A 24,446-nucleotide genomic window follows, 5' to 3' on the forward strand; every position below is an offset into this window, starting at 1 on the left:
GTGCCTCCGGTGACAGACTGGTCGCCGCAGGCAACGGGTGGCGTGAGGGGGGCGCGGGTGCGCTGGCGCAGTTTTGTCGCGGTCGGGGACAGCTTCACCGAAGGTATGGACGACGCGTACCCGGACGGCACCTACCGGGGCTGGGCGGATCTGGTGGCGACCCGTCTCGCCGCCGAGGCGGGCCCCGACTTCCGGTACGCGAACCTGGCCATCCGGGGCCGGCTCTTCCCCAGCGTGGTGGCCGAGCAGGTGCCCTCGGCGGTGGCGATGAAGCCCGACCTCATCAGCTTCGCGGCCGGTGGCAACGACGTGCTGCGGCGCACCTTCGACCCGGACACGTTGGTCTCCCGCTTCGACGAGGTCGTCCGGCAGCTGCGCTCGGGTGGCGCGGACGTGCTGCTCTTCCGGTTCGCGGACGTGATGGCGCGGCTGCCCGGTCAGCGTCTCGTCGCCCCCCGGGTGGAGCTGCTCAACCAGGCGGTCGGTGAGACCGCCGAGCGGCACGGCGCGATCCTGGTCGACCTGTACGCCGACAACACGTTCCTCAACCCGATGCTCTGGAGCACCGACCGGCTGCACCTCTCCGCGGCGGGGCACCGGCGGGTCGCCGGGCAGGTGCTGAACGCGCTCGGGGTGGGCTGCGACGAGGAGTGGCTGATGGTCCCGCCGCACCCGGCGCCGTCGCCGTGGCTGGCCGCCCGCGCGGCCGACCTGCGCTGGGCCGGGCAGCACCTGGCCCCGTGGATCAGGCGGCGACTCACCGGCCGGTCGTCCGGCGACACGGTGACGGCGAAGCGTCCGCTGCTCGGCCCGCTCGTCGACTGAACGTGCGCACCCTGCACACCGCGCCGCTGCTGCGGCGTACCCCCGACGGCGAACCGGTGCCGGGCCAGGCCGTGCTGGTCGGCGGCGACCGCGTCGAGGCCGTCGGTCCGCTGGCCGAGCTGAGCGAGACGTACGCGGGCGTGCGGGTACGCCGATGGCCCGGCGTACTGGGTCCGGGCCTGCTCCACGACGGCCCGCTGCCGGCGGCGCCCACCCCACGCGAACGGGTGTACGCGTTGCTGCGTACCGGGGTGACGGCGGTGCTGGCCGAGCATCTGGCCGACCCGGTGCTGCGGGCCGCCGTCGACCGGAGCGACCTGCTGGTGCTGCCCGCCGCCGTGGCACCGACGCTGCGTCCGGGCGGGCGGGCCGACCTGGCGGTCCACGACGCCAACGGCGCCTGCCTGGTGACCGTGGTCGCCGGTCGGATCGCGCACCGTCGCGCCTGAACGGACCGTTGTAACTCCTCTGTGGAGGTTGTTCATCGAATCGGGTTCGCCCGATGTCCGCCGTCCCCGATAGCATCCGCTGCCCCCGCTGATCGGAAGGCGGGGACATCGGGGAAAGGTGGATGGGGGATGGCCCTCATGCGCAGCACGACGACATCCGGAAGACCGGTCCGAGCCCTGCTGGCCACAGCGCTGTCCATGACGGTCGCCGGCGGGATGCTCACGCTCACGGCCACGCCGGCCGCGGCCTACGACATGCGGTACGAGAAGAACGCCTCGTGGGCCTACACGGACGCGCACCGGCCCACGAAGATCACCATCGACCAGGCCGGCGACGTGCCGGTCGGGTCCTGGAAGGACGCCCAGGGGCGCAAGCACACGGCCCGCGCCTACTTCACGTTCGACATCTCCCGCTACCGGGGGGCGGAGATCGAGTCGGCCGTGTTCTCCGTCAAGGAGACCTCGGTCGTCGATTGCACCAAGCGGCCGGCGGTGGAGCTGTGGCGCACCGCGGCGTACACCGCCACGTCGAGTTGGGCGAAGCCGCCGGTCGAGGTGGCGAAGCTGCACACGACCACGCTGCCGGCCGAGGCCGGCTGCCCGGCGCCGTACGTGGAGTGGAACGCGGTCGAAGGGTTGCGGCAGGCGGTGGCCGAGGGCGCTTCGACGCTCACCCTGGCGCTCCGGTTGCCGGCCGGGGCGGAGGCCAATCCCGCGTTGGGTCGCCGCTACGCCAGTGCGGCAGGCATCTCCATCGACTTCAACTACCCGCCGGGCGTGCCGACCGAGCAGCAGACCTCCGGCACGCCGTGCACGACTGCCGAGCCCTACCAGTTCCAGCGAAGCGGTGATCTTGCGCTTTCGGCGATCCTGCACGACCAGGACAAGAACGCCTCCGGTGGCACCGACATGCTGACGACCACCTTCGCGCTCTGGCCGGTCGACGAGCCGTCGGCCCGGGTCGAGCGGATTGGAAACGGTCGGGACGGCGAGCGGGCCAACGTCATCTTCGACCGCGACACCCTGACGCACGACCGTGTGTACGCCTGGCAGGTGCGGGCGGCGGACAGCCGGGCAACCGGTGGGTGGAGCGGCCTCTGCTACTTCCGTACCGACTTCCAGGGCCCGGCGACCGCGCCGATCGTCTCCTCCACCGACTTCCCCGCCGACGGGAGCTGGCATCCGGCGCTGCCCGGCCAGTTCACCTTCGACGCCGGTGCGGCGGCGGACGCGGTCGGCTTCCGGTACCGGCTCGACGGAGGCGTCGAGGGGACGGTGTCGGCGGATCGCCCCGGCGGCACGGCCACGGTCACCATCACCCCGGACGCGGGGCCCAGCAGCCTCACGGTGGTGAGCGTGGACGCGGCCGGAAACCGTTCGCCCGAGTCCCGCTACGAGTTCCGGGCCAGCGACGTCGCGCCGACCGTCACCGGCAACCTGACCGCGATCGGCGTGCCGACCACGTTCACCGTCGCGCCGCAGATGCCCGGGGTGGTCAGCTACCGCTTCAACCTGGACGGCGACCCGGAGCAGACGGTGCAGGCCGAGGCCGACGGCACCGCCACGCTTACCGTCACCGCGACCCGGGCCGGCAACCGCACCCTCTCGGTGACCAGCGTCACCGCCGACGGCGTAACCGCGACGGCGACGCGCACCTTCCGGCTGAGCACCGCTCCGACGATCTCCGCGACGGTCTACGAGCAGGGCGGCACCAGCGGAGGTCAGGGTGTTCCCGGGATCTTCACCTTCACCCCGCGTCAGCCCGAAGTGGTCAGCTACCGCTACCGCTTCGGCACCGTGACCAGCACCGTGGCCGCCGCAGCCGACGGGACCGCGTCGGTGACCTGGACGCCGACCAAGCCGGGCTTCACCTCCCTCACGGTGTGGAGCGTCAATCGGGACGGAGTCCAGTCGGACTCGACCAGCTTCGTCTTCTTCGTGCGTGACCTGCTGCCGGTGATCCAGGGTTTCCTCTACGACCCCGGCTACCCCGCCGGTGGCCCGGGTCAGCCGGGTGACTTCTGGATCAGCTCGGAGGTGCCCGGCACGACCGAGTTCCGGTACCGCTTCGACGACGGCCCCGACCAGGGGATCGCCACCGACGTCAATGGCAGCGCCATCGTCACCTGGACCCCCGAGCAGGCCGGCACGCACACCCTGACCGTTCGCAGCCTCTTCGCCGACGGGACGGCGTCCCCGGAACGGACGTACACCTTCCTGGTCGCCGACGCCCCGGAGGCCACGTCGGGGCACTGACCGAGACGCGCTGGGAGACGTACGTCCCAGTGGCCCGGCCCACCATCCCGTGCCCGGTGGTGGGCCGGGCCCGTTACAGCGGTCGCGGGCGGCGATCCGGCGTACCTTGGGGATCATGTCTGTGCCGAACGATCCTGATCCCCGCCTCCAGTCGTACGCCGACCCGCAGCGGTTGGTCACCACCGACTGGTTGGCCGAGCACCTGGGCGACGAGGGCCTCGTCGTGGTCGAGTCCGACGAGGACGTCCTGCTCTACGAATCCGGTCACATTCCCGGTGCCGTCAAGGTCGACTGGCACCTCGACCTGAACGACCAGGTCACCCGGGACTACCTCGACGCCACGAGCTTCGCCGAGATGTGTGCCGCGAAGGGCATCGGCCGGGGCGACACGGTGGTCTTCTACGGCGACAACTTCAACTGGTGGGCCGCGTACGCCCTCTGGGTGTTCTCGCTCTTCGGCCACGCGGACGTGCGCCTGCTCGACGGCGGCCGGCAGAAGTGGATCGCCGAAGGGCGCGAGGTGACCCGCGACAAGCCGGCCCGGCCCCGCGCCGACTACCCCGTGCCGCTGCGGGACGACGCGCCGCTGCGGGCGTTCCGCGAGCAGGTCATGGCGCACATCGCCGTGGGGCGGCCGCTTGTCGACGTCCGCTCCCCGGGCGAGTACACGGGCGAGATGCTGCACATGCCCGACTACCCGCAGGAGGGCGCACTGCGCGGCGGGCACATCCCGGGCGCGGTCAGCAAGCCGTGGAAGTCCGCCGCGAATGAGGACGGCACGTTCAAGTCCGCCGACGAGCTGAAGGCCATCTACGCCGACCAGCTCGGGCTGAGCCCGGACGACGACGTGATCGCGTACTGCCGCATCGGCGAGCGCTCCAGCCACACCTGGTTCGTGCTGCGACACCTGCTGGGCTACCCGCAGGTGCGTAACTACGACGGCTCGTGGACGGAGTGGGGCAACCTGGTCCGGGCACCTGTCGTGAAGGGCGACCAGCCCGGCGGCATCGCCGCCTGAGCGTCGCGCGGGAGCTGGCCGGCTGAGCGTTCGACCCGTTCGACGGCCCTCAGCCGGCCAGCGCCAACACGCCGCGCAGGTCCCGGATGACCCCGGTGATCTCGCCGGTCTCCGGGTCCCACCGCGCGAGGGCGGCCGGTTCCAGGCGGAGCAGCACCGCGCCCTTGTTGTCCCAGCCCAGCACCGGGCAGCAGCCCTTGCCACGCTCCCGACCGAGGTCGAGCAGATGGGTCACCTCGCCGGTACGGGAGTCCAGCACGGCCACCCCCTCGGCGCCGTCGATCTCGTTGCTGGTGATCCACGCGGCGCTCGCCAACCGGCCGCCGTGCAGCCAACCCCGGCCGTAGAACTCGTTGACCTGGTACGGCGGGGGCAGCGCGTCATGGGTGATCCGTTGTTCGGAGCGGATCGTGGCCTCGCGGGCGCTCCGACTCCGCAGCGTCAGGCCACCCCGTTCGCCGGTCAGCTCGATCAGCGCCGCCTCGCGGCCGGCCTCCGGGTCGGGTGCCACCACGTCCCAGGCCGACACGTCGATGGTGCCCGCCGCCTCGGTGTCGCGCTCCACCGCGTACGTCCGGTTGTCGCCGCCGACCAGCACCCGGTCGTGCGCCCAGACCACCAGCTCCAGGTAGCCGTCGAGCGGGATCCGGCGTACGCCCGCAGTGGTGAGATCCACCATGATCAGCTCATTGGTCTGCGCGAAGGCCGCCCACCGGCCGTCCGGCGACAGGACTCCCGGCTTCACGGCGGTCGCCTCGTTGCCGCCGGCGTCCCGGGTGGGGGCCAGCGTCACCACGTCGAGACCGCGCACGACACCGTCGTCGCCGAGGATCCGGACCGGTCCGTCCGCGCGGTTCTCCTCGTCCACGGGCTGAAACAGCGCCAGCGCCCGCTGGACCGGTCGCTCGGACAGCGGCACCGTCGCCGGGCCGCTCAGCCGGTTCAGCGGATCGGGTGGGAACGTCAGCTCGGCCGGCGGACGCTGCACGGGATCGGCGTGGGTGGGCTCGACACTCGGCGCCACCGTGTGGTTCAGGGGCGGATCGGGGGACGGCTGGCGGACGGCCATCGTGCCACCGCCGAGCAGCGCCACGGCCAGGACGGCCGCGCCGAGCACCCGTCGGGTACGACGCGTGCGCCGCGCCCGGTCCCAGCCGGCCGTCGCGGGTCTGCTGGGCAGCACGTCCTCCACGCTGACGGCGAACAGTCGACGCAGATCCTGCTCGTTCACTGGTTCACCTCCAGGCCGGCGGTCGGGTCGTCGGAGCGGGTCGCGCCCCGGCTCGGTCGGCCATCTCCGGTGAGATCGGGGGCGACCTCGCGGAGCCGGCGCAGCGCCATGTGGCACTGGCTCTTCACGGTGCCGACGGTCACCCCGAGCGCCTCCGCGGTGGCGACCTCGGTCAGGTCCTCGTAGTAGCGCAGCACCAGCACGGCCCGCTGCCGGGGCGGCAGCAGCCCCAGCGCGTCGTGCAGGGTGAGCCGCAGCGCGCCGTCCCGGTCGGGGGCCACCTGCTCCGGCGGTGCGGCGCTGAGCCATTCCCGGCGTCGACGCCGCCACCACGACACCGCGTCGCGGTAGAGGATGGCCCGCACGTACGCGGCGGGATCACCGTCGCGGACCGAGGGCCAGCGCAGCGCCAGCTTCAGCAGGGCGTCCTGGAGAAGGTCCTCGGCCTGGTGCCGGTTGCCACAGATCAGGAAGGCCGCACGCAGCAGACGGTGCTGGTTGCTCTCCACGAAGGCGAGGTAGCCGTCGCGGCCGTCGTTCGCCGTCGATCCCATCCGCACCCCTTCCGGCCGCCATGGTGCGCGTCACCCGACAGACGCATGGGGAGGGGGAAAAGGTTGGGTCAGGTCTGCGGCAGCCCGGTCAGGTAGCGCTGGAGGGTCGGCGCGATCCAGGAGACCAGCTCCTCGGGCTCGGCGTCCACCATCGGTGGGAGCCGGACGACGTAGCGGGTGAAGGCGAGGCCCAGGATCTGGCTCGCCACCAGGCCGGCACGTCGGGCGGTCAGCGCCGGGTCGGTGCCGAAGGCGGCCACTGCCGCGGTGAGCTGGTCGGCGAAGATGCCGCGCATCCGTTCGGCAGCGCCCGGGTTGGTGCTGGCGGCCCGCAGCAGCGCCACAAGCGTCTCGTCGCCCTCCCACCGGACGAGGAAGTGCCGCACCAGCACCTCGCCGAGCTGCTCGGGCGACACGGCGGTCAGGTCGGGCAGACGGAGGTCGAACTCGGCCGCCGCCGCGAACAGGCCCTCCTTGCTGCCGTAGTACCGCATGACCATCGACGGGTCGATCCGGGCGTCGGCGGCGATGGCCCGGATCGTGGCGCGCTCGTATCCGTCGGCGGCGAACCGCTCGCGGGCGGCGCGCAGGATCGCCGCGCGGGTGGCGTCCGAGCGGCGCGGCTGGGTCGGGTGGGCGGGCGCGGTCATGCCAACGACCGTATGCCAACGGCTGTTGACACACAACGACAGTGGTCCTAGCGTTGCCAACAACCGTTTGCCAACACCCGTTGGCAACAGTCGTCGCGGAGGTGGCCATGCTCCCCACGAGCACCGACGTCCTGGTGGTGGGTGCCGGCCCCACCGGCCTCGCCACCGCACTGACGCTGGCCCGGCGCGGGGTCGACGTGACAGTGCTGGACCAGCAGGCCGAACCGCCACAGACGTCTCGCGCGGCAGTCGTGCACGCGTACACCCTGGAGGTGCTGGACCGGATCGGCGTCGCGGCGCCACTGGTGGCCCAGGGGGTGCGTGCGCCGCGTTTCACGGTCCGCGACCGGGACCGGACGCTGCTGTCGGTGCCGTTCCACCGGTTGCCGTCCCGGTTCCCCTACGCGCTGCTGATCTCCCAGGCGGTCACCGAGGCCGTGCTCGTCGGGCAGTTGGCCGACCTCGGCGTCCGGGTACGACGGCCGTGCCGGCTGACCGACCTGAGCGTGACCGCCACCGGGGTGCTCGCGCGGGTCGACGGAGTGGACCTGCGCGCCCGGTACGTGGTCGGCGCGGACGGCCTGCACAGCACCGTCCGGCAGGCGGCCGGCATCGGCTTCGCCGGCCCCAGCGACGAGGAGTCCTTCGTGCTCGCCGACGTACGGGTCGACAGCGCGCTGCCCCGCGACGAGGCCGCGCTGTTCCTCGCCCGCCCCGGGCCGCTGGTCTGGGCGCCACTGCCCGGCGGCGTGGTCCGGCTGGTCGCCGCCGTGCCGACGGCACCGCCCGAGCCGGACGCGGCGTACCTCCAGGCGCTGCTCGACGAGCGCGGTCCGACCCGCCGGCCCGACCGGGTGACCGAGGTGCTGTGGGGTTCCCGGTTCCGGGTGCACCACCGGATCGCCGACACCTTCCGGGCCGGGCCGGTGCTGCTGGCCGGGGACGCCGGCCACGTGCACAGCCCCGCCGGCGGGCAGGGCATGAACCTCGGCATCTGCGACGCGGTGGCCCTCGGCACGGCCCTTGCCGAGGTGCTCGCCGGTGGCCCGGAGACGCTGCTCGACGACTACACCGCGCGGCAGCGCCCGATGGCCGAGGACGTGGTGAGTTTCGCCGCCGGGCTGACCCGGCTGGCCACCACCTCCCCGGCCCGCCGACCGGCCCGCGACGCGCTGCTCCGGCTGCTCGGGGCCGTACCCCCGGTCCGGCAGCGGATCGCGCTGCGCCTGTCCGGGCTGTCCCACGCCGAACGCCGCGCGGGCTGAGGTGCACGACGTGCTGCTCAGCGCGACGGCTGGGGTGCTGTGCTGTCGTCGGTGGGGGCGACGACCGGCGGCACCGACGCGACCGGCCGGAGCGTCCGCCACGCCACCAGCGTGACAAGCGCGAACGTGCCGGCCGCGGCGCCCGCCACCGGCACCGTCCCGTACGCGGCGGCGGCCAGGCCGGCGAGCGCCGCGCCGACGGGTGCGGTGAGCAACCCGACCATCCGCTGCGCGGCACTGACCCGACCGAGCAGCCCGCCCGGCACGTGCCGCTGCCCGTACGACGCCGACAGGCTGTTCCACACGACAGTGCCGGCGGCGAAGACGGCAAGCGCGATCCCGCCCGACACCGGTTGCCGGGCCAGCGCGAACACGACAAGCGCGACGGTCTGCACGGCGAGCACCACCCGCAGCGCGGGCACCGTGCCGAGCCGGGCGGCGAGCCGTCCCGCGGCGAGCGCCCCGCCCACGCCGCCGAGAACGGCACCCGCCGCGAACAGTCCGTATCCGGCCGGCGGCACGCGCAGCACGTCCAACGCGTAGAGCACCATCACCGCCATGAGACCGCTGATCGCCAGGTTGCTCGCGGCGGCCAGCAGGGTGACCCGCCACAGTGTCCGGTCGCCGCGCAGCCACCGCACACCCTCGGCGATCTCGCTCCACACCGACAGGCGTCGGACAGCCGACCCCGTGCTCACGGCGGACGTCGGAGTGAGGGCCAGCACGAGCAGGGCTGCCACCGCGAAGGTGACCGCGTCCAGAGCGAACGGCAGGGCGGGGGCTGCGGCGAAGAGGACGCCGGCGGCCGGCGCACCGAGGAAACCGCCGGCCACCGCGCTCCCCGCCTGGAGCCGTCCGTTCGCCCGGGGCAGCGCGGCCGGCGACACGACGGTGGGCAGCAGCGCGAACGAGGCCGAGTCGAAGAGGGAGCCCAACGCGGCGAGGAGGAACGCGGCCGCCAGCAGCGTCACGACGGTCGCCCGGTCCAGGACGACCGCCACGGCCAGCGCCGCCACCACCGCCGCGCGTACGCCGTCGATGCAGGCCATCGTCCGCCGGCGGTCCCAGCGGTCCGCGTACACGCCGCCGAGCAGACCGAAGAGCAGCGGGGGCAGCTGCCCGGCCACGGTGACCGCCGCGATGATCCGAGGGTCCCGGGTCAGGGTGGCGGCCAGCAGGGCCAGAGCCGGCGTACGCAGCGCGTCCCCGAACCGGGACGAGACCGCGGCGGACCAGAGCAGCCGGAAGTCCCGGCCCAGAGCGGAGGAGGTCATGCCGCCGAACGTGCCCTCTCGACCGGGTCGAGGGTCAAGCCGCCGGGCGAAAGGGGGACGCGAGCCGTCGGTGATCATCGGTACGGTGGGCGCCGGCATCGGGACCGGGGAGAACTCAGGCGTGGACCACACTTTCCAGGTCGACCTGCGTGGCGTGGTCGACCTGCTCAGCCATCACCTCTACGGCAGCCCACGGGTCTACGTCCGTGAGCTGCTCCAGAACGCCGTCGACGCGATCACCGCCCGGCGTACGACCGATCCGGACGCGCCGGCGCTGGTCCGCATCGAACCACCGGAGATCACCGGCGACGGCACCCTGCGGGTGCACGACACCGGCATCGGGCTGACCGAGGCGCAGGTGCACGAGCTGCTGGCCACCATCGGTCGCAGCTCCAAGCGCGACGAACTGGGCTTCTCCCGGCACGAGTTCCTCGGCCAGTTCGGCATCGGCCTGCTCTCCTGCTTCCTCGTCGCCGACGAGATCCAGGTGCTCACCCGGCACGGCGACAACCCCACGGTCCGGTGGACCGGGTACGCCGACGGCCGCTACGCCGTGACCGTGGCCCCGCCGGAGGCCGCCCGCGTCGAGCCGGGCACCACTGTCACGCTGGTGCCCCGCCGCGACGCCGACCAGTGGTTCGCCACCCCGACCGTCACCGACCTGGCGCGGCTCTTCGGCTCGCTGCTGCCGGTCACCGTCCGGGTCGGCGACACGGTCACGACCACCGGCGAACCCCCGTGGGCGACCGCGCCGGGGGCACCGCTCGACCGCGCGGCGCTGATCAGGTACGCCCGGGAGACGCTCGGCGTGGAGCCGTTCGACGTGCTGCCGCTGGCCGTGCCGGAGGCGGGGCTGACCGGTGTCGCAGTCATCCTGCCCACCCCGGTGAACCCGGCGGCCCGGGCCGGGCACCGCGTCTACCTCAAGCGGATGCTGCTCACCGAGAACGCCGACAGCCTGCTGCCGGACTGGGCGTTCTTCGCGCACTGTGTGGTCGACGCGACCGAGCTGCGCCCGACGGCCAGCCGCGAAGCTCTCTACGAGGACACCCTCCTGACCGCGACCCGGGAAGCGCTCGGCGACCAGGTACGCGGCTGGCTGGTCCGGCTGGCGCGGCACGACCCGCACCGGCTGGCCGAGTTCCTCCAGGTGCACCACCTCGGCGTGAAGGCGCTGGCGCTGCACGACGACGAGATGCTGCGGCTCGTCGACAGGTGGTGGCCGATGGACACCAACGTCGGCACGCTCACGCTCGCCGAGTTCCGGGAACGCCACGGGGTGGTCCGCTACGCGGCCAGCCTCGACGAGTTCCGCCAACTCGCCGCGGTGGCCGCCGCACAGGACCTGGCGGTGGTGAACGCCGGCTACACGTACGACACCGAGCTGATCGAGCGGCTGCCGGCGGTGGACCGGTCGGTGCTGATCGAACGGCTGGAGCCGAGTGACCTCACCACCCGGTTCGAGGCCCTCGACCCGCCTGTCGAACTGGCGCTGCGGCCGTTTCTCACCGCCGCGCAGCGGGCCGTCGAGCGGTCCGGCTGCGAGGTGGTCATTCGGGCGTACGACCCGGTTTCGCTGCCCGCGCTGTACCTGGTCAGCCGGTCGGCGGCGTTCAACGACCAGCTCGCCGCCAGCCGCGACCGCGCCGACGAGCTGTGGGGCGGAGTGCTTGACGCGCTCGCCGCCACCGCCCCACCGGACCGCCCGCAACTGGTGCTCAACCACCGCAACCCGCTGGTCCGGCGGGTCACGATGCTCGGCGACCCGGAGCTGGTCGGCCTCGCCATCGAGGCGCTGTACGGGCAGGCGCTGCTGCTCGGCCACCATCCGATCCGCGCGGCCGACGCCGCGCTGCTGAACGATTCCTTCCTCGGCCTGCTCGGCCGGGCCGTGCCGGGACGGGAGTGACAATGAGCGACGAGGACCTGTGGCGGGTGCTGCGTGGCATCGCCGACATGCCGTACGGGGCGGGGCAGATCGCCGCGCTGGAGCAACTGCTGCGCCGGGTCGACGCCGCCGACGACCGGCACCTCGCCTTCGTCACGCGCATGCAGGCCACCACCGGGTACGTCTACGGCGGTGAGCCGGCGAAGTCGTTCGTGACCTTCTCCTGGTGCCTGTCCGAGTTCGACCGCGACCCGCAGCCCTACCACCAGCGCCACCTGCACCAGTTGCTGTGGCACTTCAAGTACATGGTGTCCGGCCTGCTGAAGTTCCCCGAGGTGCCGCTGGACCGCACGTACGCGGTGCTCGACGACATGGAGCGCCGTTATCGCGCCGGCGGGCACAGTCTCCAGACCGTCCACAAGCACCGGTTCCGGGTCGCCGACCACGTGGGCGACGCCGAGGCCGCCGCGCACTGGTACCGGCTCTGGCAGACCACGCCCCGCGACGAGCTGTCCGACTGCGCCGGCTGTGACCCGACGAGCCAGGTGGGCTACCTCGCCGACACCGGGCGGGACGCCGAGGCCGTGGCACTTGCCGAGCCGGTGCTCGCCGGCAGATTGACCTGCACCGAGCAGCCGCAGGCGATCCTCACGGCGCTCCTTCTGCCCTACCTGCGTACCGGTCGCGGTGAGTCGGCCCGCGACGCGCACCGGGAGGCGTACCGCAAGCTGCGCGGCAACCTCGCCGACCTGTGGGACATCGGCGACCACATCGAGTTCTGCACGCTGACCGGCAACGAGGCGCGGGCGGTCGAGCTGGTCGAGCGGCACCTGGACTGGCTGGACCGGCCACCGTCGCCGGCAGCCGCCATGCACTTCGCGGCGACCGCCGCCGCCGCGCTGCGTCAGGCGGGTGCGGCGACGGTGTACCGCCGGGCCGCCGAGGGCCGGCCGGCCGCCGAGGTGCCCGCGCCCACGCTTGCCGACGAGTTGGCCGCTACCGCGACCGGGCTGGCCGCCCGCTTCGACACCCGCAACGGCACCACCCACCAGTCGGAGTGGATCGCCCGCCGGCTCGCCGTACGGCCTAGCGGCGAGCACCTGCCGCTCTCCGCGAGCGTCCGCCGCCGTCCGGCCCGCCCGACCGGGGACGAACCGACAGTCGCTCCCGGTGCGGCCGCGCCCGCGCCCGCCGACCGACCTGCCCGGGAGCGGGGCGGCGCGGCGACCGTCGCCCTGCCCGCCGACGCCGACGCCGACGGGTTGCTGACCCTCGCCGAGGAGAGCTGGGGCCGACACGACCGGGCCACGTTCCGGGCGGCGCTGGCCGCGTGCGACGAGCGGTTCGGCACCACCGACCTGCCGGCGTGCACGGTCGCGCACCGGCTGGCGTTGCGGGCCGCCGAGCGCGGCGACGAGGACGACATCGAGGGCGCGGTCGAGCTGAACCGCGAGGCGCTGGACCTGTACCGCTCGGCGGGTGAGGAGGTGCCCGCCCAGGTGGTCGCCGGGCGGCTCGGCGTGCTGCTGACCAGCACCGACGAGCACGCCGAGGAGGGGCTCGCGCTGGTCCGGGAGGCCGCCGAGGTGCTGGACCGGCTCGGTGACTCCCGGCAGCGGGCCGCGGCGCACGACCGGCTGGCGTTGGCGCTGCTGCACCAGCAACGGTGGGCGGACGCCCTGGCGGCGCTGGACCGGGCACCTGCCGACGCGGGTGGCGACCGGCACCTGGCGGCTCGGATGGCGCTGCACCGGGCGCACCTGCTGGAGCAGTCCGACCGCGTCGACGAGGCCCGCGCCGCCGCCGAGGAGGCCCGCGGCATCGGTCGCGAGCTGGTCATCGGTGAACTGCTCACGGCGGCCTGCCTGGCCTGGGCGCGGACTGTCGACGACCCGGCCGACGCGGTGGCCGCCTGCGACGAGGCGCTGCGGGTGGCGCCGGCGGACGCGGAGCTGCCCGTCCGGGTCGCCCGCGCGCGGGCGCTGCTCTCCGCCGGTCGCGCCGCCGACGCGGTGGACGATTTCGTCGAGGCGGTGACGCTCTGCGTGGAGCGCGGCGCCGAGGGGGACGCGTTCCTGCGCTGGGAGCTGGCGAACGCGTACCGGGTGGTGGGCCGACTCGCCGAGGCGGCCGAGGTCGCCGAGGAGGCAGTGCTCGGCCTGGACCGGCTGGGCGCTCAGGCGGAGGCCGACCGCTGCCGGCACCTGCTGGCCGGCGTGTACGCCGGGCTCGGCGAGATCGATCCGGCACTGGCCCTGCTGGAGCAGTTGTCCACCAACCTGGACGGCCCGGACAACCTCCCGCACCGGGCACAGGTGCTGGAGGAGGCCGGCGGGATCCTCTACGACGCCGACCGGGATGCGGTTGCCGCCGAGCGGTTCGCCGCCGCCGCCACGGCGTACCGGCTGGCCGACCTGCCGTTGGACGAGCTGCGTGCCCGTCGGCGGGAGGCGTACGCCTGGTTCTGGTCCGACGACCGACCGGCGGCGGTACGTGCCATCGAGGTGATGGACGGGTTGGCGGCCGCGGTGGCCGGGCAGCCGGAGCCGGAGCCACCGGTCATCTACGAGCTGGCGATGGCGGCGGAGGCCGGTGCGCGGGTGCTGGTCGGCGAGGGGCGGCCGGACGAGGCGTTGGACCGGCTCGCGGGTGTGCCGGACCGGCTGCGGTCGATCGAGGCGTTCGGCGAGGCGGCGCAGGTCGAGGTCCTCGTCGGTGAGCTGCTGCTGCGCCTGGACCGGCCGGCCGAGGCGGAGCCGCTGCTGCGCCGCGTACTCGGTGGGCTCCCGGCCGGCTCGCGACCGGTCCGCCAGACGGCCTGGCTGCTGGCCCGCGCCCTGGACCTGCTGGACCGACCCACGGACGCCGCCGCGCTGCGCGCGGAGCACGACCTCGACCCGGACGAGTGACCTCTGCGCCGACCGGGTCGGCCCCGCCCGATCGGGTGCCGGCCGGTGGCGTGGCGCGCGCAACCGACCGGTAACCGCCGCCCCACCGGGGTCAGCTCGCGGTCTACGCTTGCCCGGTGACGGTGGAGCAGCAGGCACGGGGTGCGGCGGGTGCGGGCCGGCGCCGGTCCCGCAAGGACGAGATCCTGGAGATCGCGGTCGGTCTGTTCGCCGCCCGTGGCTATCACGGCGTGTCGATGGACGACATCGGTGCGGCAGCCGGGGTGACCGGCCCCGCGCTCTACCACCACTTCGCCGGCAAGGAGGCGATGCTGGCCGCGGCGCTGATCCCGGTGAGCGACGGGTTGTTGGCCGGCGGTCGGGAACGCGCCGCCGGGCATCCGGACGACCCGCGCGGCGTGCTGGAGTCGCTGATCGACTTCCACGTCGAGTTCGCGCTGGCCAACCCGGCGGTGATCGCGCTGCACCTGCACGAGCTGGACCGCCTGCCGGAGGAGCCGCGACGACGGATCCGCCGCCTGCAGCGGATGTACGTCGAGGAGTGGGTGACGGTGCTTACCGCGCTGCACCCGGGCATGCCCGACGGTGAGGCACGGGTGTTGGCCCACGCCGCGTTCGGCCTGATGAACTCGACCCCGTTCCTGGGCGGCGAGGTGGACCGACGGCGTCGCGCCGAGCTGCTGCGCGGTGCGACCCTGGCCGCGCTGCTCGCCTGAGCCCGACCGCGCTGCGGCTCTGATCCCGGCCGCGCTGCGGCTCTGAGCCCGGTCGCGCTGCGCGTCTGAGCCCCGGCTCGTCAGGAGTGGGCCGGTCGTGGTTCCCTGGCATCGTCCCAACATCCGGACGCCGGGAGGAAACATGATCGAGTCACTGCTGGTCGCCAATCGGGGCGAGATCGCCCGCCGGGTCATCCGGACCGCCAAGCGGCTCGGCATCCGCGCGATCGCGGTGTACTCGGAGGCCGACGCCGACCTGCCCTTCGTCGCCGAGGCGGACGAGGCCGTCCTCATCGGCCCGCCGAACCCGGCCCAGAGCTACCGCAACGTCGAGGCGATCCTCGCCGCCGCGAAGTCGACAGGCGCGCAGGCCATCCACCCGGGCTACGGGTTCCTGTCGGAGAACGCCGACTTCGCCCGTACCGTCGAGGCGAGCGGCCTGATCTGGGTCGGGCCCGGCGCGGACGCGATCACCGCGATGGGCGACAAGATCAACGCTCGGAACCTGATGGCGGCTGCCGGCGTCCCGGTCGCGCCCGGCACCACCGACCCGGCCGCCGACCTGGAGGCGGCGGTGACGGCCGCCGCCGAGATCGGCTACCCGGTGATGGTCAAGGCCGCAGCCGGCGGTGGCGGCATGGGCATGGGCGTGGCCGTCGACGAGGCCGCGCTGCGCACCGAGTACGACAAGGTGCGCGCGTTCGCCGAGCGGATGTTCGGCGACGGTTCGGTGTTGATCGAGCGGTATTTCCCCCGGGTGCGCCACGTCGAGGTGCAGATCCTCGGCCTGGCCGACGGTCGGGTGGTGGCGCTCGGCGAGCGGGAGTGCTCGGTGCAGCGGCGCAACCAGAAGCTGGTCGAGGAGTCGCCGTCCCCGGCGGTCTCGCCGGAGCTGCGCGCACGCCTGCTGGCGGCGGCCGTGCGGGCCGGTGAGGCGGTGAACTACCGCAACGCCGGCACTGTCGAGTGTCTGCTCGATCCGAGCACCGGTGAGTTCTTCTTCCTGGAGATGAACACGCGGCTTCAGGTGGAGCACCCGGTGACCGAGTACGTCTACGGCGTCGACCTGGTGGAGGAGCAGTTGCGGGTGGCTGCCGGCCTGGCGCCGACGTTCGACCCGGACGCGCTCGCGCCGAGTGGGCACGCCATCGAGCTGCGGATCAACGCCGAGGACCCGAAGCGCTTCCTGCCCGGCCCCGGCAAGGTCACGACCTGGGTGGAGCCCACCGGCGAGGGCATCCGGGTGGACTCCGGCTACACCGAGGGCAACACCGTCACCCCGTTCTACGACAGCCTGCTGGCCAAGCTGATCATCAGTGGTGCCAGTCGTGACGAGGCGATCGCCCGCGCGCGGGACGCTGTCGCCGGGTTCCAGATCGTCGGCCCGAAGAACAACCTGCCCTTCTTCGCCGAGTTGCTGGAGAACGACGAGTTCCTCTCCGGCGCCTACGACACGGCGATCGTCTCCCGGATGCGCTGAGCCCTCGCCGGTCGCCGGCCGTCGCGCTGTCGTCCTCCGGCGGCGCGGCGGCACTGGCATCCGCGTCCTTTGCTCTGCTTACCTGGAGGCAACAGAGGATGTCCGGATACCGGACGATCGGTGTTGCGTCAGTTGAAGCAGTGCAAAGGGCGCGCATGGCACCCCGACCCTCCGTACCGATCCGACGTCACAGCGAGGTGACCGAATGAGCCAGTTGCCAGATTCCGTCTCGATTCGTGAGGTCGGGCCGCGGGACGGGCTGCAGAACGAGGAGCCGATCCCCGCCGACGCCAAGGTGCGGCTGCTCGACGCGCTCTCCGGCACCGGCGTACGTCGGATCGAGGCGGTGTCGTTCGTGCACCCGAAGGCGATCCCGCAGATGGCCGACGCCGACGAGGTGTGGCGGCGGGCCACGAAGGCCGACGGGGTGCGCTACTCGGCGCTGGTGCCGAACACCCGGGGCGCGCAGCGGGCCCTGGCCGCCGGGTTCACCGAGATCGAGGTGGTGGTGTCGGCCAGCGACACGCACAACCGGCGCAACGTCAACCGCTCGACCGACGAGTCGTTGGACGACATCGCCGAGCTGATCGACCTCCTGCACGGGGCGTCCGCACGGGTCGAGGTGATCGTGGCGACCAGCTTCGGGTGCCCGTACGAGGGGGACATCGACCCGCGGCGCGTCGCCGGCATCGTCGACCGCGTGGTCCGCGACGGCGCGGACCGGGTGGCGTTCGGCGACACGACCGGCATGGCCACTCCGCGTCGGGTCCGTGAGCTGCTGACCGCGGTACGCGACCGCAACGCGCACGTGCCGGTGCTGCTGCACTTCCACAACACCCGGGGTACGGCGCTGGCCAACCTGCTGACCGCGCTGGAGCTGGGGGTGACCGAGTTCGACGCCAGCGTCGGCGGCCTGGGCGGCTGCCCGTACGCCCCGGGGGCCAGCGGCAACCTCGCCACCGAGGAGGCCGTGCACATGCTGCACGACATGGGCATCGACACCGGCATCGACCTGGCTGCCCTGATCGAGGTGGCCGAGCTGGCCGAGGAGCTGCTCGGCAAGAAGCTCCCGTCCGGTGTGCTGCGGGCCGGGCCGCGTACCCGGCTGACGCCGATGCCGGGCTGAGGACGCGACGAAGGGGCCGGCGAACACGCCGGCCCCTTCACCGTGTCAGGTCGGTCAGCTCACCGGGGTGAGCACGCTCGGCCAGCTGTCGCGGAAGATGTCCGCGCTGCGGCCGGTGCTGCGCTCGGTGGCGCTGAGGGTGCCGGCGAAGAGGTTGCTCACCCGGTTCGCCTCGGCGCTGCTCGGGTACGGGTTGGTGCAGCTGGTGCCGGCGCTGCCGCCGGACATCAGGATCGAGCAGTTGCCGTTGTAGTTGTCCGGCAGGCCGAGGATGTGCCCGATCTCGTGGGTCATGATCCGCAGCGGGCTGTACTGCGCCGCCTGCTGGGTGTCGATGTAGACCCGGCCGTTGCCGAGGCTGGTCCGCTGGGCGTAGGAGCCGCCGCCGGTGATCTGGTAGATCCGCAGGTTGGAGCCGCAGTTCGCGGAGAGCGTCAGGTTCGTGGTGGCGTTGTTCCAGATCGAGGCGGCCTGGCTGGCAGTGCCGGCGTAGGCGCCCGCCTGGCTGGTGTTGTAGCAGATGGTCATCGCGGCGGACGCGGGCGCGGGGTTGGCGACCGTGATGCCGAGGGTGGCAACTGCCGTCGCGACAAACGCGACAGCGAGCCGACCGAGTCGTGAGGTCATCGCTGACTCCTATCCGAGAGGGGTGCCAGGAGCCTATCCACAGAGATTAATAGATTTCAATGTTTCGTTCGAAGAAGCGTCGCTCGGTCAGCGGGTCGCCGGGAGGTGCGCGAATGCGATAGCCTAACGATCGTTCAGGTCAACACGGGCGAGGGAGTCGGCGTGACGCTCGACGGTGAGGCGCTGGAGCAACTGCGCAAGCGGGCCCGGTCCGGCGGCGCGGACAAGTACCACGCGGCCAACGAGGCCAAGGGCAAGCTCTTCGCCCGCGAACGCGTCGCGCTGCTGGTCGACGAGGGTTCGTTCGTCGAGGACGGCCTCTACGCGAACGCGCTCGCCGACGGGCTCCCCGCCGACGGCGTGGTCACCGGCACCGCGACGATCGACGGTCGGCAGGTCTGCCTGATGGCCAACGACTCCACAGTCAAGGCCGGCAGCTGGGGCGCCCGGACCGTCGAGAAGATCATCCGGATCATCGAGCGGGCGTACGGCGCCGGCGTGCCGATGGTCTACCTGGTCGACTCCGCCGGCGCCCGGATCACCGACCAGGTCGACCTCTTCCCCGGCCGACGCGGCGCCGGCAAGATCTTCTGGAACCAGGTCCGCGCCTCCGGCTCGATCCCGCAGGTCTGCGCGCTGTTCGGGCCGAGCGCCGCCGGTGGGGCGTACATTCCGGCGTTCTGCGACGTGGTGGCCATGGTCGACGGCAACGCCAGCATGTACCTCGGCTCCGACCGCATGGTCGAGATGGTCACCGGGGAGAAGACCACCCTGGAGGCGATGGGCGGGGCCAAGGTGCACACCGCCGAGTCCGGCGTCGGGCACTTCCTCTGCAAGACCGAGGCCGACGCGCTCGACGTGGTCAGGACCTACCTGTCGTACCTGCCGGCGAACTGGACCCAGGCGCCGCCGGCCGCGCCGGCCGTCGCCGCGCCCGCGAAGGCCGACCTGTCCGCGCTCGTGCCGGGCAGCGAGCGGCAGGCGTTCGACATGCGGCGGTACGTCAAGGGCCTGCTCGACGAGGGTTCCTTCTTCGAGATCCAGGCGCTGTGGGCCAAGGAGCTGACCATCGGGTTCGGCCGCCTCGACGGCCAGGTCGTCGGCGTGCTCGGCAACAACTCGATGTTCAAGGGCGGCGTGCTCTTCGTCGACTCGGCCGACAAGGCGACCCGGTTCGTGCAGCTCTGCGACGCGTTCAACGTGCCGCTGCTCTTCCTCAGCGACGTACCCGGTTTCATGGTCGGCAGCGCCGTGGAGAAGCAGGGCATCATCCGGCACGGCGCCAAGATGATCACCGCGATCTCCGAGGCGACGGTCCCGAAGATTTGCGTGGTGGTCCGCAAGGCGTACGGCGCTGGGCTCTACGCGATGGCCGGCCCCGGCTTCGAGCCGGACGCGACGATCGCGCTGCCCACCGCGAAGATCGCGGTGATGGGCGCCGAGGCCGCCGTGAACGCCGTCTACGCCAACAAGATCGCGGCGATCGGGGACCCGGACGAGCGGGCCGCCTTCGTGGCCGCCAAGCGGGCCGAGTACGAGCAGGACATCGACGTCGTCCGGCTCGCCAGCGAGCTGGTGGTCGACGCCATCGTCGAGCCGCACGACCTGCGTGGCGAGCTGGTCCGTCGCTTCGCCGCCGCACGTACGAAGGACCGGCACTTCTCCCGGCGTCGGCACGGCGTCACCCCGGTCTGACCCCAGCCCCACCCCCACAGCGATCCGCCCTGCGGCGTCACGAGCGCCGGGGCGGCCGTCCCCACAGGAGGATGAGATGGACTTCCGGCTCACCGACGAGCAAACGGCGCTGCGGGAGAGCGTGCGGGACTTCGCCCGCGAGGTGGTCGCCCCGGTCATCGCCGAGCACTACGAGCAGCACACCTTCCCGTACGAGGTGATCCGGCAGATGGGCAAGATGGGCCTGTTCGGCCTGCCCTTCGGCGAGGAGCACGGCGGGATGGGCGGCGACTACTTCGCGCTCTGTCTGGTCCTGGAGGAGCTGGCCCGGGTCGACTCCAGCGTCGCCATCACGCTGGAGGCGGCGGTCTCGCTCGGCGCGATGCCGATCTACCGCTTCGGCACCGACGAGCAGAAGGCCACCTGGCTGCCGAAGCTGCTCAGCGGCGAGGCGCTGGCGGGCTTCGGGCTCACCGAGCCGGGCACCGGCTCCGACGCCGCAGGCACCCAGACGCGCGCCGTGCTGGACGGCGACGAGTGGGTGATCAACGGGTCGAAGGCGTTCATCACCAACTCGGGGACCGACATCACGGCCCTGGTCACCGTCACCGCCGTGACCGGCACGAACGCGGACGGCTCCAAGGAGCTGTCGACGATCATCGTGCCCACCGGCACGCCCGGATTCACTGTGGCCCCGGGTTACTCCAAGGTCGGGTGGACCGCCTCCGACACCCACGAGTTGACCTTCGACGACTGTCGGGTGCCCGCGGCCAACCTCCTCGGCGCGCGCGGCCGAGGGTTCGCCCAGTTCCTGCGGATCCTCGACGAGGGCCGGATCGCGATCGCCGCGCTGGCCGTCGGCCTCGCCCAGGGCTGCGTCGACGAGTCGATCAAGTACGCGCAGGAGCGGCAGGCGTTCGGCCGCCCGATCGGCACCAACCAGGCCATCCAGTTCAAGATCGCCGACATGGAGCTGAAGGCGCACACCGCCCGGCTGGCCTACTACGACGCCGCCGCCCGGATGCTGGCCGGCGAGCCGTTCAAGCGGCAGGCCGCCATCGCGAAGCTGCACGCCAGCACCATCGCTGTGGACAACGCCCGCGAGGCCACCCAGATCCACGGCGGCTACGGCTTCATGAACGAGTACCCGGTCGCCCGGTTCTGGCGGGACTCCAAGATCCTGGAGATCGGTGAGGGCACGAGCGAGGTTCAGCGCATGATCATCGCGCGCGACCTGGGCCTCTGAGCCCGGCCCGGCACCGGCTCGCTGGCTGACGTCGGCCTGCCGTCGTGGGCCGGCCAGCTGTTCGGCTGTCGGATTTCGGCGAGCGGACGTCGGCAGACCGACGTTCGACTGCCGATGGTCGGAGTCGATCCGTACTCTTCGTGGCCATGACTCCGGAGCATGATCGGTCGCGGAGCCCGGCCGGTCGTACCAGGCTGCCGGAGCTGCTCCGTGCGCACCGGCGCGCGGCCGGCCTGACGCAGGCGGAGCTGGCGTCCCGCGCCGGGGTCGGCGTGCGGACGGTGCGGGACCTGGAGCGCGGCCGATCGGTCCGGCCGCAGCGCACCACCGTCGAGTTGCTGGCCACGGCGTTGGAGCTGGCCGGCGGGACCCGCGCGGCGTTCCTGGCCACGGCCCGTGGCGCTGCCGGCGGTGAACCCCGGCCGGACGTCATCTCGGGCACGCCCGGGGCTGGCGCCGGTGGCACGTCGACAGCCGGAGCCGCCCGGGCCGGCGCTCCGGTGGCCCTCCCACCACCTGTCGCCCTGATCGGCCGCGACCGCGACGTCACCGAGCTGGCCGGAATGCTGACCGCGGAACGCGGCCCCCGACTGGTGAGCCTGGTCGGGCTGGCCGGTGTCGGCAAGACCGCGCTCGCGCTCGCCGTTGCCCACGCAGCGGCCCGCGCCCATCCGGGCGGTGTGGCCGGCGTGCTGGTCGGCGAGGGCTCGGACGGACCGGACGTGCTCGCCGCCACGATGACCGTCCTCGGCGCGGCCCGGCTGCCGGAACTCGTCGCCCGGCTCGCCGGCCGGCCGGCGCTGCTGGTCATGGACGCGGTCGAGCGCGCTCCCGGCCCGGTGGCCGAGACGCTGCACCGGCTGGGCGTCGTGCTGCCGTCGTTGCGGGTGCTGGTCACCGGACGGCACCCGGTCGGGCTGCCCGGCGAACGGGTGTGGCCTGTCGCGCCGCTCGAGGTGCCGCCGCCGGACGCCGAGCACTCCGGACCGGCCACGCTCGGCTCGTGGCCGGCGGTCGCCCTGTTCACCGCGCGGCTCGCCCAGGTCCGTCGGGAGCCGCCGACTCCGGACGAGCTGCCGGCGTTGGCCGCACTGGTCCGTCGGCTGGGCGGCCTCCCGCTGGCCATCGAGCTGATGGCCGCCCGGGGCCGGCTGCTCGACCTCACCGAACTGCTCGACCGGTACGGCGATCGCGTGCTCGATCTGACCACCTCGGCCGACCCGGCGGCCCGTACCAGCTGGGACGGGCCGGAGGCGGCCACCCGCCGTCCGTATGCCACCGATGCGACCCGGGCGGCGGTGGCGGTGACCCTGCGGGACGCGGTGGCGACCAGCTACCGGCTGCTCGCGTCGGATGAGCGCGACGCGCTGCGGCGGCTCGCCATGTTCGGCAACCGCTGGTCGGTGGAGCTGGCCGAGGAGATGCTCGTCGACGAGGCCGACCGGGACGGCACTGTCGCCATCGATCCGGTCCCACTGCTGGACCGCCTCGTCGAGCTCGGTCTGCTCAGCGTTCGCGGCACCGGCCCGTTCCGGTTCCGCCTGCTCGACGCGGTCCGCGACTTCGCCATCGAGCAGGCCGTGGGTGGTGGTGAGCTGGCCTGCGTACGACGTCGGCATGCGGAGGTGGTCGCCCGCCTCGTGGCGCGGACGGCCTCCGAGCTGGCCGGCCCCCGGATGCTCGACGCGGTGCACCGGCTCGACGAGGTGAGCAGCGACATCAGTACGGCGCTGGCCCACGCCGCCAGCGACGACCCGCTGACCGCGCTCCGCCTGGCGGCCTGCCTGCCCCGCTGGTGGCGCTTCCGTGGGCGCGATGTCGCCGGGCGGCAGTGGCTGCGGCGGTTGCTGGCCGACCCGCGAACCGCTGACGCGGACCCGATCCTGCGCGGCTGGGCCAGCCTCGGGGTGGCCCGGCTCGCTGCCGAGCACGGTGCCGAGGCCGACGAGTTGCCGACGGCGCGGGCCGCGTTGGAGACGTTCCGACAGGCCGGCGACGTGACCGGCGAGCTGGAGGCGCGCAGCGTTCTCGGCGCACTGCTGACCACCGTCGGGGAGCACGCCGAGGCCCGGGAGCAGGCCGAGGCGGTGCTCCGGCTCGCCGCCCGCAACGGGCGGACCCGGGACCTGGCGGTGGCGCAGAACAGCCTCGCCTGGCACGAGATCCGGATCGGTGACCTGGGCGCGGCACGTCGTCGGCTGGCTGCCGTGGACCGGCTCGCCGCCGAGGGTGGTGAGCAGCGGTTCCGGGTGCTGGCCTGGGCCAACCGGGCCGAGGTGTCCCGCCTGGAGGGCCGGTACGCCGACGCCGTCGACCAGGGCCGGCGCGCGGCGGCGGCCCTGTTCGAGTTGGGTGACCCGGGGCATCGACGGCGGGTGCTCGGGACTGTCGGCCTGGCGCTCGCGCAGGACGGGCGTGCCGTGGAGGCGACCGAGGTGCTCACGGAGCTGCGCGCAGGGGCCGCCGAGGCGACGGTTGTCGTGCCGGGTCAGCAGTGGGTGGAGCGGATCGGACTCCCGCGACCGCGCTCGGACGACACCGTGTTGTCCTGGGGCGGCCCGGAGGCGGGAATCTGTGCGTTGATCGAGGGCAACCTGGCACTGCACCGGGGCGACCGGGAACTGGCGGCGGAGTGGTTCACCGCAGCTGTCGAGGCCGGTCACGACCGGCGGGACGTGGTGGAGGCGCTGGTGGGCCTTGCCGCGAGCACCGCGGACCCGGCTGTCCTCGATCGTCTCGACCGGGTCTGCGAGGAGAGCGGCATCCGACTGCTGCCGCAGGAGTCCGGGCTGCTCTATGCGCTGATGGCCGCGCGGGGCGGGTCCGCCGAGCGCTAGTGCGGCACCCGTCGGCGGCCGGCCCGACGGAGAGTGGCGCGAGCGAAGAGCCCCCTTGGTGCTACCCCTCGCTGTTCGCCCGCGCCGTCACCCCCCGGTGATTCCCCGGTGGACGAAAGCCTGCCACCGCTGCCGGGGCAGAAGGTGCTCTTCAAGAAGTTTGTCCCGTCTGCAACGTCAGTTCTGCCGGTCTTTCTGCCGGTGCTGCCGGCCCTCGCCATACCCGCCGCCGAATGCCCGGACGTCGCCCCGACCGGGCTCCACCGTCGCCGACAATGCGGCTCGACCACCGCCGACAATGCGGCTCGGCGCCGCCGACAATGCGGCTCGGCGCCGCCGACAATGCGGCTCGGCGCCGCCGACAACGCGGTTCGGCGCCGCCGACAACAACCGGATGAACGCCGCCGGGCAGGCCGGGTCG

General features: G+C 73.1%; 18 protein-coding genes. 13 read left to right on the forward strand and 5 right to left on the reverse strand.

Features of this window, described 5'->3' with window-relative positions; genetic code table 11:
* The first annotated feature begins 57 nt into the window (after positions 1-57).
* The 4 genes from ACLQ27_RS13350 (at position 58) to ACLQ27_RS13365 (ending at position 4,548) form a co-directional block, all read left to right on the forward strand.
* Positions 58-825: an SGNH/GDSL hydrolase family protein gene (locus ACLQ27_RS13350; protein WP_234584472.1), complete on the forward strand. Its 768-nt coding sequence runs from the start codon at positions 58-60 to the stop codon at positions 823-825.
* Between the two features lie 2 nt (positions 826-827).
* A complete protein-coding gene (locus tag ACLQ27_RS13355) occupies positions 828-1,274 on the forward strand; it encodes a hypothetical protein (protein ID WP_425866978.1) in 447 nt (148 codons plus the stop codon).
* A 129-nt stretch (positions 1,275-1,403) separates the two neighbouring features.
* Entirely contained in the window at positions 1,404-3,530 is a 2,127-nt protein-coding gene (locus ACLQ27_RS13360) for a hypothetical protein (protein ID WP_425866980.1), read from the forward strand.
* 115 nt (positions 3,531-3,645) lie between these two features.
* Entirely contained in the window at positions 3,646-4,548 is a 903-nt protein-coding gene (locus ACLQ27_RS13365) for a sulfurtransferase (protein ID WP_234584475.1), read from the forward strand.
* A 49-nt stretch (positions 4,549-4,597) separates the two neighbouring features.
* Here ACLQ27_RS13365 and ACLQ27_RS13370 read toward each other — a convergent pair whose 3' ends face one another.
* The 3 genes from ACLQ27_RS13370 to ACLQ27_RS13380 form a co-directional block, all read right to left on the reverse strand.
* Positions 4,598-5,779 (reverse strand): hypothetical protein, encoded by a 1,182-nt coding sequence (locus ACLQ27_RS13370; protein WP_357491661.1) that lies wholly within the window; start codon positions 5,777-5,779, stop codon positions 4,598-4,600.
* The gene (locus tag ACLQ27_RS13375; RefSeq protein WP_234584477.1) at positions 5,776-6,333 is read right to left on the reverse strand and encodes a SigE family RNA polymerase sigma factor; all 558 of its coding nucleotides are present in this window, start codon (positions 6,331-6,333) and stop codon (positions 5,776-5,778) included. Before ACLQ27_RS13375 ends, ACLQ27_RS13370 begins: the two co-directional genes overlap by 4 nt.
* A 68-nt stretch (positions 6,334-6,401) precedes the next feature.
* Positions 6,402-6,983 carry a TetR family transcriptional regulator gene (locus ACLQ27_RS13380; protein ID WP_234584478.1) on the reverse strand — a complete coding sequence of 194 codons (582 nt, stop codon included), beginning with the start codon at positions 6,981-6,983 and terminating at the stop codon, positions 6,402-6,404.
* A 107-nt stretch (positions 6,984-7,090) separates the two neighbouring features.
* Between ACLQ27_RS13380 and ACLQ27_RS13385 the strand changes: the two genes are divergently transcribed.
* Positions 7,091-8,248 carry an FAD-dependent oxidoreductase gene (locus tag ACLQ27_RS13385; RefSeq protein ID WP_425866983.1) on the forward strand — a complete coding sequence of 386 codons (1,158 nt, stop codon included), beginning with the start codon at positions 7,091-7,093 and terminating at the stop codon, positions 8,246-8,248.
* 17 nt (positions 8,249-8,265) lie between these two features.
* Here the strand turns inward: ACLQ27_RS13385 and ACLQ27_RS13390 are convergent, their stop codons facing one another.
* The gene (locus tag ACLQ27_RS13390) at positions 8,266-9,522 is read right to left on the reverse strand and encodes an MFS transporter (RefSeq protein WP_425866985.1); all 1,257 of its coding nucleotides are present in this window, start codon (positions 9,520-9,522) and stop codon (positions 8,266-8,268) included.
* Between the two features lie 121 nt (positions 9,523-9,643).
* On the opposite strand from ACLQ27_RS13390, the gene ACLQ27_RS13395 reads away from it, so the two are divergent.
* The 5 genes from ACLQ27_RS13395 to ACLQ27_RS13415 all read left to right on the forward strand — a co-directional run bounded on the left by ACLQ27_RS13395 (position 9,644) and on the right by ACLQ27_RS13415 (position 17,641).
* Positions 9,644-11,431, forward strand: a complete 1,788-nt coding sequence (locus ACLQ27_RS13395) for an HSP90 family protein (RefSeq protein ID WP_357573692.1) — start codon at positions 9,644-9,646, stop codon at positions 11,429-11,431.
* A 2-nt stretch (positions 11,432-11,433) separates the two neighbouring features.
* Positions 11,434-14,319, forward strand: a complete 2,886-nt coding sequence (locus ACLQ27_RS13400; RefSeq protein WP_425866987.1) for a hypothetical protein — start codon at positions 11,434-11,436, stop codon at positions 14,317-14,319.
* A gap of 116 nt (positions 14,320-14,435) precedes the next feature.
* Positions 14,436-15,035, forward strand: coding sequence for a TetR/AcrR family transcriptional regulator (locus ACLQ27_RS13405; RefSeq protein ID WP_357491650.1), 600 nt, complete (start codon positions 14,436-14,438; stop codon positions 15,033-15,035).
* 142 nt (positions 15,036-15,177) lie between these two features.
* Positions 15,178-16,515 carry an acetyl-CoA carboxylase biotin carboxylase subunit gene (locus ACLQ27_RS13410; RefSeq protein ID WP_357573690.1) on the forward strand — a complete coding sequence of 446 codons (1,338 nt, stop codon included), beginning with the start codon at positions 15,178-15,180 and terminating at the stop codon, positions 16,513-16,515.
* Positions 16,516-16,720: 205 nt separating this feature from the next.
* Positions 16,721-17,641, forward strand: a complete 921-nt coding sequence (locus ACLQ27_RS13415) for a hydroxymethylglutaryl-CoA lyase (protein WP_234584484.1) — start codon at positions 16,721-16,723, stop codon at positions 17,639-17,641.
* A 54-nt stretch (positions 17,642-17,695) separates the two neighbouring features.
* Here ACLQ27_RS13415 and ACLQ27_RS13420 read toward each other — a convergent pair whose 3' ends face one another.
* Positions 17,696-18,268: a snapalysin family zinc-dependent metalloprotease gene (locus ACLQ27_RS13420; RefSeq protein ID WP_357491644.1), complete on the reverse strand. Its 573-nt coding sequence runs from the start codon at positions 18,266-18,268 to the stop codon at positions 17,696-17,698.
* A 162-nt stretch (positions 18,269-18,430) separates the two neighbouring features.
* Between ACLQ27_RS13420 and ACLQ27_RS13425 the strand changes: the two genes are divergently transcribed.
* The 3 genes from ACLQ27_RS13425 to ACLQ27_RS13435 all read left to right on the forward strand — a co-directional run bounded on the left by ACLQ27_RS13425 (position 18,431) and on the right by ACLQ27_RS13435 (position 24,025).
* Positions 18,431-19,963 (forward strand): acyl-CoA carboxylase subunit beta, encoded by a 1,533-nt coding sequence (locus tag ACLQ27_RS13425; protein ID WP_425866990.1) that lies wholly within the window; start codon positions 18,431-18,433, stop codon positions 19,961-19,963.
* Positions 19,964-20,039: 76 nt separating this feature from the next.
* Positions 20,040-21,188: an acyl-CoA dehydrogenase family protein gene (locus tag ACLQ27_RS13430; RefSeq protein ID WP_357491640.1), complete on the forward strand. Its 1,149-nt coding sequence runs from the start codon at positions 20,040-20,042 to the stop codon at positions 21,186-21,188.
* Between the two features lie 146 nt (positions 21,189-21,334).
* Positions 21,335-24,025 (forward strand): ATP-binding protein, encoded by a 2,691-nt coding sequence (locus ACLQ27_RS13435; RefSeq protein WP_425866992.1) that lies wholly within the window; start codon positions 21,335-21,337, stop codon positions 24,023-24,025.
* The last annotated feature ends 421 nt before the right edge of the window (positions 24,026-24,446 follow it).

Source organism: Micromonospora sp. DT63 (genome assembly GCF_049841615.1).
Taxonomy (GTDB): domain Bacteria; phylum Actinomycetota; class Actinomycetes; order Mycobacteriales; family Micromonosporaceae; genus Micromonospora.